General features: G+C 71.2%; 12 protein-coding genes. 3 read left to right on the forward strand and 9 right to left on the reverse strand.

Translation table 11 applies throughout. The features are described from left to right. Positions 1-145: 145 nt before the first annotated feature. Positions 146-3,304 (forward strand): DUF1349 domain-containing protein, encoded by a 3,159-nt coding sequence (locus ACWC1K_RS31120; protein WP_450836284.1) that lies wholly within the window; start codon positions 146-148, stop codon positions 3,302-3,304. Positions 3,305-3,401: 97 nt separating this feature from the next. Here the strand turns inward: ACWC1K_RS31120 and ACWC1K_RS31125 are convergent, their stop codons facing one another. Together ACWC1K_RS31125 and ACWC1K_RS31130 are read right to left on the reverse strand one after the other, a co-directional pair. Further along, on the reverse strand, positions 3,402-3,815 hold the full coding sequence (locus tag ACWC1K_RS31125; RefSeq protein ID WP_450836285.1) for a PIN domain-containing protein: 414 nt from the start codon (positions 3,813-3,815) through the stop codon (positions 3,402-3,404). After that, on the reverse strand, positions 3,812-4,075 hold the full coding sequence (locus tag ACWC1K_RS31130; protein ID WP_450836286.1) for a type II toxin-antitoxin system VapB family antitoxin: 264 nt from the start codon (positions 4,073-4,075) through the stop codon (positions 3,812-3,814). Before ACWC1K_RS31130 ends, ACWC1K_RS31125 begins: the two co-directional genes overlap by 4 nt. Positions 4,076-4,245: 170 nt before the next feature. Between ACWC1K_RS31130 and ACWC1K_RS31135 the strand changes: the two genes are divergently transcribed. After that, complete coding sequence (locus ACWC1K_RS31135) at positions 4,246-4,410, forward strand: hypothetical protein (RefSeq protein ID WP_351470497.1); 165 nt, start codon at positions 4,246-4,248, stop codon at positions 4,408-4,410. Positions 4,411-4,417: 7 nt separating this feature from the next. On the opposite strand, the gene ACWC1K_RS31140 is transcribed toward ACWC1K_RS31135, so the two are convergent. Genes ACWC1K_RS31140 through ACWC1K_RS31160 form a run of 5 tightly spaced genes read right to left on the reverse strand, consistent with a single transcriptional unit; the run spans position 4,418 to position 8,863 of the window. Next, a complete protein-coding gene (locus ACWC1K_RS31140; RefSeq protein WP_450836287.1) occupies positions 4,418-4,903 on the reverse strand; it encodes a hypothetical protein in 486 nt (161 codons plus the stop codon). Between the two features lie 43 nt (positions 4,904-4,946). Continuing rightward, positions 4,947-6,350: an NAD(P)/FAD-dependent oxidoreductase gene (locus tag ACWC1K_RS31145; RefSeq protein WP_450836288.1), complete on the reverse strand. Its 1,404-nt coding sequence runs from the start codon at positions 6,348-6,350 to the stop codon at positions 4,947-4,949. Further along, positions 6,343-7,626 carry an MAB_1171c family putative transporter gene (locus tag ACWC1K_RS31150; protein WP_450836348.1) on the reverse strand — a complete coding sequence of 428 codons (1,284 nt, stop codon included), beginning with the start codon at positions 7,624-7,626 and terminating at the stop codon, positions 6,343-6,345. Before ACWC1K_RS31150 ends, ACWC1K_RS31145 begins: the two co-directional genes overlap by 8 nt. Positions 7,627-7,637: 11 nt before the next feature. Beyond that, a complete protein-coding gene (locus ACWC1K_RS31155; RefSeq protein WP_450836289.1) occupies positions 7,638-8,237 on the reverse strand; it encodes a toxin in 600 nt (199 codons plus the stop codon). After that, a complete protein-coding gene (locus ACWC1K_RS31160; protein WP_450836290.1) occupies positions 8,234-8,863 on the reverse strand; it encodes a hypothetical protein in 630 nt (209 codons plus the stop codon). The genes ACWC1K_RS31155 and ACWC1K_RS31160 overlap by 4 nt, the downstream gene beginning before the upstream one ends. Before the next feature lie 618 nt (positions 8,864-9,481). Here ACWC1K_RS31160 and ACWC1K_RS31165 point away from each other — a divergent pair. Continuing rightward, positions 9,482-10,417 (forward strand): anti-sigma factor RsbA family regulatory protein, encoded by a 936-nt coding sequence (locus ACWC1K_RS31165; RefSeq protein ID WP_450836291.1) that lies wholly within the window; start codon positions 9,482-9,484, stop codon positions 10,415-10,417. A gap of 102 nt (positions 10,418-10,519) precedes the next feature. On the opposite strand, the gene mreB is transcribed toward ACWC1K_RS31165, so the two are convergent. Together mreB and ACWC1K_RS31175 are read right to left on the reverse strand one after the other, a co-directional pair. After that, a complete protein-coding gene (mreB, locus tag ACWC1K_RS31170; RefSeq protein WP_450836292.1) occupies positions 10,520-11,557 on the reverse strand; it encodes a rod shape-determining protein MreB in 1,038 nt (345 codons plus the stop codon). 135 nt (positions 11,558-11,692) lie between these two features. Then, positions 11,693-11,920 (reverse strand): hypothetical protein, encoded by a 228-nt coding sequence (locus tag ACWC1K_RS31175; RefSeq protein ID WP_450836293.1) that lies wholly within the window; start codon positions 11,918-11,920, stop codon positions 11,693-11,695. Between the last annotated feature and the right edge of the window lie 112 nt (positions 11,921-12,032).

Consider the following 12,032-nt stretch of genomic DNA (forward strand, 5'->3'; position numbering starts at 1 on the left):
ATCTATTGCTGCGGCACATATTGACAGCATACGTATGACGACTAACGTTACGTCGCCGTATCACCTCCGCAATCACCGCAGGGCCGTATCCCCCTGAGTGGGAGGACGCCCCGCGCGTGCCCTCTCGCACCTCGGAAGGTCCCAGATGCGCCCAACCCGCAGCCGCCCCGCACTGCGTGACCGGCTCAGACCATGTCTGGCCGCACTCGCGCTCCTCACCGCCTCTGCCGGGGCTGTCGTCGCGCAGGCCGTGCCCGCGTCCGCCGCCACTGCCGCGACGCTCCATGTGTCCCCCAACGGCACCGGTACCGCCTGCTCCACCAGCCAGCCGTGCTCCCTCACCCAGGCCAAGACCAACGTCCGGGCCATGAACAACTCCATGACGGGCGACATCGTCGTGGAGGTCGCCGACGGCACGTACCGGCTGACGGCCCCCCTCACCTTCACCGCGGCGGACTCCGGCACCGGCGGTTTCTCGGTGATCTGGAAGGCCGCGCTGGGTGCCCGCCCAGTCATCACCGGCGCGCAGCGGGCCACGGGCTGGACGCTGCACGACTCGGCGAAGAACATCTGGAAGGCCAACGTCGGGACCGGGTTCGACACCCGGCAGCTCTACGTCGACGGCGTCCTGGCAACCAGGGCCCGCTCCACGATCAACCGCGCCGACCTGACCGCGACCACCACCGGCTACACCTTCACCAACACCGCGCTGAACTACCTCAACAGCCTGGCCGCCCCGAGCCGCACCGAGATCCACGGCATCGGATCCTTCACCGACCGCTACTCCCCGGTGTCCGGCATCAGCAACGGCACCATCACCATGGATCAGCCGGCCTGGGACGACAACACCTTCGGCTACGACACCCTGACCAAGCCCTTCCGGGCGGCACCGCTCTACATCGAGAACGCCTACGAGTTCCTCGACGCGGCCGGCGAGTGGTACCTCGACACAAGCTCCGGCACCCTCTACTACAAGCCGCTGCCGGGGCAGAGCATGAGCACCGCGGACGTCGAGGTGCCGAAGGTCGACTCGCTCATCGATGTCGGGGGAAGCTACGCCTCTCCCGCCACCCACATCACGTTCTCAGGGCTCCAGTTCTCTGGCACCAGCTGGCTGGATCCCAGCACCCACGGCTACGCCAGCCAGCAGACCGGCGCGTACCTCACCGGTACCTGGAACCGTCCCTCCGACGCGCTGACCTCCTGCCAGAGCGGCTGCCCGCTCTTCGAGGCGACCCGCCCCCACTGGGACCAGATGCCGGCCGCCGTCCAGGTCTCGGCCGCCGACCACATCACCTTCACCGGCGACCGGTTCACCCAGCTCGGGCAGGTGGCACTCGGCATCGGCCAGGACGCCAACGCCCACGCCACCGGGGTCGGCCTCGGTGCCGACACCGTCACCGCCACCGGCAATGTCTTCACCCAGGACGCGGGCGGAGGCATAGCCGTCGGCGGGCTCCAGGCGGACGCGCATCACCCCAGTGACAGCCGGATGACCAACAAGAACATCACCCTGAGCAACAACCTCATCCACGACGTGGCGATCGACTACCGGGACATGTCGGCCATCCTGGCCACCTACGTCAACGGCGCGACCATCTCGCACAACGAGGTCTACAACCTGCCCTACTCGGCACTGACCATCGGTTACGGCTGGGGCGTCAACGACCCGGGTGGCAGCCAGGACTACGTGAACCGCGGCCTGTACAACTACCAGCCCATTTACCAGACCGCCACCACCGCCGCGAACAACCACATCACCGACAACTACATCCACGACATCATGCAGCAGATGAACGACGGCGGCTGTCTGTACACCCTGTCGGATTCGCCCGGCAGCACCTTCGAACGCAACTACTGCCACACCGACAACGGCTACTTCGGCTTCTACCACGACGAGGGATCCCGGCACTTCACGGACACCAACAACGTCTTCCGCAACGTGGGCGAGTGGGCCCACGAGAACGCCAACTCCACCAACAACACCGGCGCCCTGACCGTCCAGGGCAACTGGACGAGCAACTCCTCGACCGACATATCCGACGGTAGCCGCGGCAATGTCGTGAGCGGCACGGTGGTCGTCTCCGACGGCAACTGGCCCTCCGGCGCCCGCACGGTCATGGACAACGCGGGCATCCAGCCCCAGTACCGGCCCCTGACCACGGACCCCGTCACGGCCCCCTACAGCAGCTATTCCTCCACTCCCGCCCTGACCGGCCAGAGCGGCGGCACTTTCACCGTCACCGATGCGGGAGCCGACATCTGGGGTGCCGGCGGACAGCACGACGACGCCTACGGCACCGCCTATCTGGCGAACTCCGCTGTGGCCGGCACCTCGGTGACCGCGCGGGTCGACAGCATCGACAACACCAACGGCTGGGCCAAGGCGGGCGTCGTCCTGCGCAACAGCCTCACCGGCAACGGCTCTTCCCCGGGATACGCGGTGGTCGCGGCGACCCCGAGCCAAGGCGTGTGCTTCCAGTGGGACTCCACCGCGGACGGCTACCTGGACCAGCTGTCGTGTACGTCCTCGTCGGTCAACGCGCCCGTGTGGGTGCGGCTCACCCGCACGGCCACCCAGGTGTCCGCCTTCTACTCCACCGATGGAGCCGGCTTCACCCAGATCGGCTCGGCGGTCACCCTGCCGTCCATGGCCGCCACTCAGGACGCCGGTGTCATCCACAGCGCCCACAGCACCACCGTCGGTAGCGCGGCCTTCAGCAACCTGCGGATCGTCACGTCCCCCTTCAAGGCCTACGGCTCCATCCCGGCCGCGGTGGGCCAGAGCCAGGGAGTGACCTCCCTGACCAACGCGGGCATCGACACATGGGAAACGAGCTCGCAGCACGACGACGAGTACTCCGCGGCCTACCAGTCCGGCGTGGCGAGAACGTCGTCGACCGTCACCGTCCATGTCGACAGCCAGGACAACACCAATGCCTGGGGCAAGGCCGGCCTGATGCTGCGCAACGACATCACCCGCACCGGCTCCTCGACCGGATACCTCGTCCTCGCCGCTACACCGGGCAATGGCGTCACGCTGTCGTCGGACTCCGACAGTGACGGCTACCTCGACTCCTTCACCACCAAGACCGGCAGCGGAGCCATCGCCCCGGTCTGGCTCCGCCTGGTCAGGAGCGGCAACTCGGTCACCGGCTCCTACTCGGCCAACGGGACCACCTGGACCACGGTGGGCACGGCGACGCTGACCGGTGCCAACAGCACCGAGGACGCCGGGGTGTTCTTCACGGCTCACGGCGGAGCACCCGGCACCGCGAAGTTCAGCCAGTTCTCAGTGAGCTGACGGAGCAGTTCGGGTCACCGTCTCCGGGTGGTGGTGCGGTTTCCGCACCACCACCCGGTCGGTGAGAAGCTCGGTGCCCGTCCGTACCGCGCCAGTTCTACTGCCTGAGGTCGATCGTGCGGACCGGTTGCCCTGTCGTACGGGCGATGGTTTCGAAGTCGCGGTCGTAGTGGAGGAGGGTGAGTCCCGCTTCTTCCGCGGCTGCGGCCACCAGGAGGTCGATGGGGCCCGCGCTGCGGTGCTCTCCCTTGGCGGTCAGTTGTTCCTGGACGATGCGGGAGCGGCGGTAGACGCCGTCGGGCATGGGGCACCAGGTGTAGTGGGCGTCGAGGGCCGCCTTCAAGCGGGTGCGGTCCGTGGCGGAACGTGCCGAGTAGAGGACTTCCAGTTCGGTGAGATCGCAGATCGCGACGAGGCCGGCGGCGATCCTGTCGTCCCATTCGGCGGTGTTCTGGCGGAGCAGGATGCGGGCGAGGGCGGAGGTGTCGACGAGGTAGTCGGCGACGGTCACGCGTCCGCTCCGGCGCTGCGATCACCGCGTGCCGCGTCGGCGCTCGTGGGCCGGTATGTCCGCTTGTCCAGCAACATGTCGATGTCCAGGGCGCCCTCGGCCGCCAGGTCGCGGGCTTCTTCGAGAGAACGCAGGCGCCGATAGCGGGCGGTGACCTCCCGCAGGGCAGTGTTGATCGTGTCGCGCTTGGTGGTGGTGCCGAGTTCCTTGGCTGCTTCCTCCAGCGCCTCGTCGTCGAGATCGATGACCGTCCGACTCATGATGTCCTCCTCTCCCTGTGTATATCAATTGGAGTGTATCAAGATACAAGATCCTTTGTATCTTGATGGTGGTGCCGGGGCGTTGGTGCGGTGTCGTGCTCGTCGGTGTGCTGTGAAGAGGGGGCCTGACGGGGCCCGTTGCGCGTACGCTCGCGCCCAAGGAGGGCGCCATGGGCGGGCACGCGAAACCGATCAGGATGTGGTGGCTGGTCACGTTGACGGCCGTGACCATGGCGGTCATAGCGGTCGTACTGGTGATCCAGGCCGACTCCGGCGAGGCGACCTCGCCCAGGCCGACCGATCCTCCCTCGGCCACCTCGTCCGTCCTCGGATAGCCAGGTCTCAGCCCGTTTCCTCGCGCAGCCCGTCGCGCAGGCGGCGCAGGTCGTCGGCGTGCCGGCCCAGGCCGTTGAGGCGCAGCCGGGCGGCCTCGGTGCGGGGGCCGGGGCGGAGCGTGAAGGCCAGGTCGAGGGATTCGCGCAGCATCCAGAGGTCGTAGGCGAGGAGCCGTGCCGCGTGGGCCTGGGCCCGCTGCAGGTCCGGGTCGGTGAGTTCGAGGTCCTGCAGGCGGGTGCGCAGGCGGTGCAGGGTGCTGCTCTGGCGGCTGCACATGCGTGCCGTCCGGCGGGAGACGGGACCCGGTTCGCCGCAGGCGGCCACCGCCGCGTCGGCCGGCGTCTGGGCGGCCACCGCCTCGTCCAGGACGGCGACCAGGGCGAGCAGCTGGGCACGGTGTGAAGGGCGGGCGGGGGCCGGGCGCTGGTGGCGGGCGAGCGTTCGTGCGGCGCGCCGCCACCGGACGGCGCCCGGGGGTGTGCGTAGGCGCATGGCTCCAGTGTGCGCCTGGCGCGCCGGGAGCCGACCGGTCCGGTCAGTACGGGGCGGCCGTCTTGCGTTCCGGTTCGGTCAGGGGCGGGCCTTGCAGGTGTGGCTTCCTCGGGCCGAAGAGCATGGGGATCAGCATGTCGGGCGAGAAGAGCCGGGTGGCGGGCTTCTCCAGGCTCATGACGTCCAGGAGGGCGCCGAGGGCGCGGGGGTTGCGGGCCCCGGTGGCGACCGCGCGGTCGACGAAGCGGGCGAGGACGCGCTCCAGGGCGGTCGGGGGAGTGTCCGTGGCGCCGGGGTAGAACGCGTCCTGCCCCACCGCCAGGTCCCAGGCGGCGCCGACCGGGCGGGCCGCGGCGCGCTGGACGCGGCGGGCGGTGCCGGGGGCGGTGAGGGCGGTGGAGCGCAGGACGGTGCGCAGGCCGAGGGCGCATTGGGCGGCGACGGTGAGCCCGTGGCCGTAGACCGGGTTGTATCCGGCGATCGCGTCGCCGAGGACCGTGAAGCCGTCCGGCCAGGGCCGCAGCTTCTCGTAGTAGCGGCGGCGGTTGGCGGTGCTGCGGGTGGTGGCGACGTCGCCGAGCGGCTCCGCGTCCTGGATCAGTTCTCCGATGACCGGGTCGCCCAGGGCGAGCGCGAAGTCCGTGAAGGTGTCGGGGTCGGGGCCCGGTTCGCCGCCGCGGGTGCCGGAGAGCGTGACGATCCAGCGGTCGCCCTCGATGGGCACGATGATGCCGCCACGGCCCGGCGCCTTCGCGGCGTTGGCCTGGACGTTGACCAGGGGGAAGGCGCTGTCCGCGGCCGTGCCCGGGGCCCGGTAGAGGCGGGTGGCGTAGGCGACGCCGGCGTTCACCTCGCGCTCGGTGACCTGCGGCAGGCCGAGCGCGGTCAGCCAGCGGGGGGCGTGCGAGCCGCGTCCGGAGGCGTCGACCACCAGGTCGGCGGGCAGGGCGAGTTCCTCGTCGCCGGTGCGGACCCGGACGCCGGTGACGCGGTCCCGGTCGCCCAGCAGGGACAGCGCCGTGGTGTTCTGGCGGAGGGTGACGCGAGGGTCGGCGAGGACGCGGGTGCGTATCACCGCGTCGAGCAGGTCGCGGGAGCACACCAGGTTGCGGTGGTGGGTGGAGGTGAAACGGCGGAACCAGATCTCGTTGGGGGCCCGGGAGACCATGTCGCCCATGATGTGCACCAGGCGGGCGCCGTTCGCGACGATCTCCGCGGTGAGGCCGGGGAGCAGCTCGTCGAAGGCATTCACCCCGCCGCTCCACACGAGGTGTGCGTGGCGGGCCTGGGGGACGCCGCGGCGCGGCTCGGGCCCCTCGGGGAGCGTGTCGCGCTCGACGATCGTGACGTCGGCGAACTCGGCCAGCGCGGCGGCGGCGAACAGTCCGCCGGCGCTGCCGCCGACGACGACGGCGTGGGCCCGGTGGGCGGTGGGTCTGTCAGGCATGGGTGCTCGTGCTTTCTGTACTGGGTCCTGCGCCGGCTGCGCGGTCTGTCAGGTGCGGGTGCGTTGGGGCTGGTCGCTCCCCACGGCGGAGCCGCCGATCGATACCGCCCCGCGCCCCTTCGGGGCGCTGCCCGGCCCCGCCGGTGTGCGGGCGGCGCAGTGCCCGGGAGACGGACTCGATGTCGGCGGTGATGCGGGCGGCGGTCCGGGCGGAGCCGGGGTCGGGCGTGGCCGGGGCCCCCGTGCCGCGGGCGGCCAGGGCGGCGCGTACCGCCACCGCGCCGGCCGCTCCGCGTGCCCTTGCTTCGTCGCCGGCGGCCCGCGCGGCCTCGTAGGCCTGCTGGTAGAGGCTCTCGTCCAAGTACGGGTTGAGCAGGCGCAGTCCGTCGTGGATGTGCTGCCGGCGCTGCATCAGGCGCAGGTCCAGCGGTGCCCAGAAGCCGAGCCGGGCCGGTGCGGCCGACGCACCGAGGACGCGCACCGCCCGCCACAGCGGCCGTAGCCGCCGGTACTCGCGCCGGTCGCGGATCCACCGGTGCAGGAACGGTCCGAGCTGCGGCACCAGGAAGCCGAGCGCCACCAGGGCCGCCTCCATGAGTGCGAAGGGCGGGGCGGCCTTGGTGCTGAGGGCGTCCCAGTCGTGGCCCGACCAGCGGGCGCCGATCGCCGTCAGTTTCGCCGCGTCGAAGAGGAGGCCGGAGGCGAAGCCGAGTTGCAGGAGCACGACGCCCGCCTTCAGCCAGCGGTTCTCGAGCTCCGGGAACCACTTCCACAGCATCGAGGCGGCGACCAGGGACGACACCATGTGCGCGGTCAGGTAGAGCAGGATGTGCTCGCGCATCCACGGGGTCGAGGCGTAGTAGGTGTCCAGGTCGTAGATCCGCGGCTCGGGCGCGTGCGCCAGCAGGAACGTCACCCAGAGCGCGACGACCACACCGGCGTAGGCCCAGTAGATGCGGCGCATCCTGCGGCGGCGACGCTCGGACGGTTCCTCCCGCCAGCGGATGATCATCGTCAGGCCGGTGGCGCAGAACGCGGTGAGGAACGAATAGGCCCAGGGCGAGGCGATGTTGGGCACGCCCGTCAGCTCGTTGAGTCGCTCGATGTTGACCGGTGTGATGACGACCAGGACGGCGGTGGCCGAGGCCAGCAGCACCGCGGTCGCCCGTACGTCCGGGTCGCGCCAGGCGCGGACGAGCGTCGGCAGCTTGACGAGGAGCGCCGTCGCCAGCAGTGCGGTGGGCACGGCGTAGGGGATGTGGAAGTGAGGGTCCATCAGGTCCGTCATCAGAGGATGCGTCCGCCGCGGTGGCCCAGCGACAGGTTGATGCGGCCCTCCACGGTGGCCGGTGTCACCGGGCCCTGTGCGTACCGGCCCTTCATCCAGGTGCGGACCTCGCGGGCGAAGAGCAGGCCGAAGGTCTCCGCGTCCACCTCGTGGTTGTCGGCGGAGGCGGACCGGGCCGTCACCGTGCGGCAGACCTCGCGGGGGACCTCCTCGGAGGCGAGGACCTGCTGCGCGGCCCGCGCCAGTGCCCCGGGCGGGCCGCCGAGCGAGCGGGCGGCCGTCGGGCCGATGGCGTGGTCGCCGCAGGTGCCCTGCTCCTCGTGCCACAACTCGTGGCCGAAGATGACCAGTTGGGCCTCGGGGACGGTGCACTCCTCCACCACGATGAGGGAACGGTCCCCGTAGTCCACACGCATGCCCGACACCGGGATGTCCGGCGGGAACGCCCGGAACAGCAGCTGGATGGGCCGTCCGACCCGGACGCTCATGGCCCGGCAGAACTCCTCCATCACGGCCCGCGGTTCGGCCGGCCGCGCGATCGACTTCGCCGCCTCCCGGCCCAGCTCGGAGAGGAGCGACTTCATCGCCCTGGTGCTCATCGGGCGCTGCCCCCCTCGCCTGACTCCTGCGGGACGGCCGACCTGATGACGCCCTCCAGGAGACGGTCCAGCTGCTCGGCTGTCATCGCGCCGTGGCGCCGCAGATCGGCGGCCTTCAGTCCGTAACGGTCCATCAGGGCCAGTATGGGGTCCCGCTGTTCCGCCGGTTGCTCGAACTCCCTCAGTACGGTGACCAGTACGCGGTCGAGGGCATCGGCGGCGGGCGCGGTGAAGAACGCCTCGCCTCCCTCGACGCCGAAGAACTCCACCAGGCCGTGCAGGAACTCGACGCTGGGCACCTTCCTGCCGGCGCACACCTGGCGCGCCCAGTAGTCGGAGACGCCCAGGCGTTCGCGGATGTCGGCGGCGAGGTCCGACATACGGCAGCCGGTACGCGCCAGATGGGCCTCCGCGAGGGTCCTGATGCGGGCGCAGACACGGTCGTTGACCTTGTCGGGCGGAGCGGTGCCGCCCTTGAGCAGCGTGCGCACGGTGCGCTCGGGCAGGGCCGTCCTGGCCGCCAGCTCCCGCGGGTCGAACAGGGCCGAACGGGGCAGGCCCTGCTCTTCGGCGAGTGCGTCGAGACGGCGGAGCGTCTCGGGAAGGTGTGTGGCTGACTCCACCATGCCCGCAGCCTAGGGGCGCACCCGCGTCTCTCAACGATCGTTTATCGGCCAAAAAACGATCGTTGAACGGTCAGCTGTTAGTCGTTGAACGGTCCAGGTGTTACGCAGAGCGAGACAGCTCGTCGAGCACCAGGAGGCCACCGCCCTCGGCGCCGCCTTCCCCGAAACCCTTCCCGCGCCGGAGGCCCTCGGCTGGGTGCCGACCAGCTCGCACATAGCGGGCCAATGGGTTTCTAAGGGTCGTCCTCCTCCCCGCGGAGCAGCGAGTTCTGCCCCGAGTCGTGCTGCGGAGGCATGGCAGGTGCCTCCGTGGGCACGATGTGGCGAAAGGGCGCGCGGACCAGGCTGGTTCACGTCAGCCAGCCGGTCCGAGGAGGGCGTCATGAACCGTCAGACCCGCGTCCGTATCAGCCGCAGGCCCGCAGCTCCCCGCGACACCACCATCGACCGCAGGACACCGTCGGGGCGGATCCTGCCGTACTGATGCCGCACGCGGACCGCCCCGCGGGTTCCGGGGGGAATGACAGCCGTCCTTCGGGGTACGCGGGCTGATAGCAAGGGAGCCGGTGGGGCAGGAGAGGCGGTGGTGAGCATGCGCGTCGACGGAAGTGGTCGGCAGTGACACCCGCCGACCTCGCCCCCTTCGTACACCCGGCGCTCCTGTACGGCGACGAGCGCGAGTACGTCGCGGGCACCGTCCCCTTCGTCCGGGATGCCCTCGCGGCCGGTGAACGCGTCGCCGTGGCCGTGCCCGCGGAGCGCCTCCGGCTGATCCGGGACGCCCTGGGCGACGACGCCTCCGCCGTGCGGTTCCTGGACATGCGGGAAGCCGGGCGCAACCCCGGCCGGATCATCCCCGCGGTGCTGCGTGCCTTCGCCGACGCCCAGCCGTCCGGCACCCGTGTGAGCATCATCGGCGAACCGATCTGGTCCGGCCGTACAACCGCCGAATACCCCGCCTGCGTCCAGCACGAGGCGCTGATCAACGCGGCCTTCCGGGGCCGGAGCGCCACCATCCTGTGCCCGTACGACATCCGGCGCCTCGACCCGCAGGTCGTCGCGGACGCCTTCGCCACCCACCCCACCCTCCTCCGGGCCGGCTCCGGACGGTACGAGGACAGCGGGGCCTTCGCCCCCGCGGACGTCGTGGCCCGCTACAACGAACCGCTGCCGCCCGCCCCGGCCGCCCTGTCCTTCCGCTTCGACACGGACTCCCTCTCCGAGGCCCGGCACCTCGCCGTCGACGAGGCCGTACGCCTCGGCCTGCCGTCCGACCGGGTCCAGGACCTGGCGCTGGTCACCGCCGAACTGGCCACCAACAGCGTGGTGCACGGCGGCGGCTCGGGTGAGCTCGGCGTGTGGGCCGAGGACGGGTACGTGGTGTGCGAGGTGCACGACAAGGGCCACATGACCGACCCGCTGGCCGGCCGCCGGCCGGTTCCGCGCGACCAGAGCGGCGGCCGTGGGCTCCTCATGGTCAACCTCGTCGCGGACCTGGTGCGTATGCACACCGGTCCGGACGGCACCACCGTGCGCTGCTGGTTCGCCCGTTGACGGGCGCCGCGCCGGCCCGGCCGACGCCCGGCGGGAGGGCCTCCGCCCCTGTCCCGCTCGACGAGGACGCCTTCCTCGTGGTCGTCGGCGCGCGGACGGCGCTCAGATGACGGTCGGGCCGAGCACCAGCGGCTCGATCCTGCCCTCCAGCATGTAGCCCAGGCCCTGTACGGCGCACACGTCGGGCCGTTCGGCGATGTGCACCGGCATACCGGTGGCCTGCCGCACCATCTCGTCCAGCCCCGGCAGCAGCGCGCTGCCGCCCACCAGCATGATCCCGCGGTCGGCGAGGTCGGCCACCAGATCGGGCGGGCACTCCCGCAGCACCCGGCCGATGACGTCGACCACGGCGGTCAGCGGCGTCTCGATCGCCTCGCGCACGGCGGCGGTGTCGACCTGCACCGAGCGGACGAGGCCGGTGACCACGTCCCGCCCCCGGATCACGGTGGACTTCGGACCCTGGGCGGTGAGCCCTATGTCGGAGAGGGCGAGGTGCAGGGGGCGTACGGACTGGCTGGGCAGCATCAACTCGTGCTGGTGGCGCAGGTGTTGGACGATCGCGTGGTCGACGGCATCGCCGCCGACGGGAATCCGTTCGGAGCTCACCGTCGAGCCCAGCGAGAGCACGGCCACCTGGGTGGTCGCGGTCCCGCAGGCCATGATCATGGTGGCCTCGGGCTGCTGCACGGGCAGCCCGCACCCCACGGCGGCGGCGATCAGCGTGTCGACGAGCTCCACCCGCCGCGCGCCGAGCCCGACGAGCGTCTCGACGGCCGCCCGCCGGGCCAGCGGGTCGGCCTCGTGCGGGGTGCAGGCCGCGGCGCGCAGGAAGGGCTTGCGGCGCAGGGCCCGGCGGAGTCTGTCGCCGAGCAGGCCCCGGAGCATGCGCTGCGCCATCTCGATGTCGACGACGGTGCCGCCGGACACCGGGCGCACCACGCGGATGTGGCCCGGAGTGCGGCCCCTCATCCGCTCGGCGAAGTCACCCACGGCGATGAGGGCACCGCTGCGGGTGTTCACGGCGGCGACGGACGGCTGGTCGACGACGAGGCCGACGCCCCTGACGTAGACACGGGTCCGGGCCGCCCCCAGGTCGACGGCGAAATGGCAGCGCCGCAACTGCTCCAGACTTGCGGTCATGCAGGGTCCTCCAGAAAAACGCAGACCGTGGGGGCCGCCGGGCAGCGGGTCCCAATGGCATCGTGCGGTGCCGGAGGCGGGTGGCGCCTTTTGTGGGGGGCCGGTCGGGGTGCAGCTGAATGGGCGTTTTGCGGTTTACGTTCGCCGCCGTGGGCTCCCTGGGCCTCGCCCCGCATCCCTCAGCCGGACGGTGATGCGGCGCGCCTCCTCGGTGAGGTGGGTGAGGAGGCGGTCGAAAACGTCCGTCGCCTCGGCACGGACGAACGCCACCGGGTCGTCCACATGCATCCGGCCCACCCGTACGTCCCTTGCGCCCGCGATCGCCGAGACCATGCCGACGACCCTGCCGTCCCCGAGGGGCACCGCAGCCCCGCTGAACCCGGCCGGGGCAGCGGCGCTTCGTGCTCCAGCTCCAGTGCGGCCAGGGCGCCGGGGTCGGACGCGGTGCCCGCCCTGCCGCCGTGCACCGCCACCG

The sequence above is a fragment of the Streptomyces sp. NPDC001492 genome (assembly GCF_053597275.1).

Excerpts from the sequence above, each read along its gene's own strand:
- ACWC1K_RS31120 (WP_450836284.1), top strand. The coding sequence starts at position 146 with ATGCGCCCAACCCGCAGCCGCCCCGCACTGCGTGACCGGCTCAGACCA.
- ACWC1K_RS31130 (WP_450836286.1), bottom strand. The coding sequence starts at position 4,075 with ATGAGTCGGACGGTCATCGATCTCGACGACGAGGCGCTGGAGGAAGCA.
- ACWC1K_RS31135 (WP_351470497.1), top strand. The coding sequence starts at position 4,246 with ATGGGCGGGCACGCGAAACCGATCAGGATGTGGTGGCTGGTCACGTTG.
- ACWC1K_RS31140 (WP_450836287.1), bottom strand. The coding sequence starts at position 4,903 with ATGCGCCTACGCACACCCCCGGGCGCCGTCCGGTGGCGGCGCGCCGCA.
- ACWC1K_RS31145 (WP_450836288.1), bottom strand. The coding sequence starts at position 6,350 with ATGCCTGACAGACCCACCGCCCACCGGGCCCACGCCGTCGTCGTCGGC.
- ACWC1K_RS31150 (WP_450836348.1), bottom strand. The coding sequence starts at position 7,626 with ATGGACCCTCACTTCCACATCCCCTACGCCGTGCCCACCGCACTGCTG.
- ACWC1K_RS31155 (WP_450836289.1), bottom strand. The coding sequence starts at position 8,237 with ATGAGCACCAGGGCGATGAAGTCGCTCCTCTCCGAGCTGGGCCGGGAG.
- ACWC1K_RS31160 (WP_450836290.1), bottom strand. The coding sequence starts at position 8,863 with ATGGTGGAGTCAGCCACACACCTTCCCGAGACGCTCCGCCGTCTCGAC.
- mreB (WP_450836292.1), bottom strand. The coding sequence starts at position 11,557 with ATGACCGCAAGTCTGGAGCAGTTGCGGCGCTGCCATTTCGCCGTCGAC.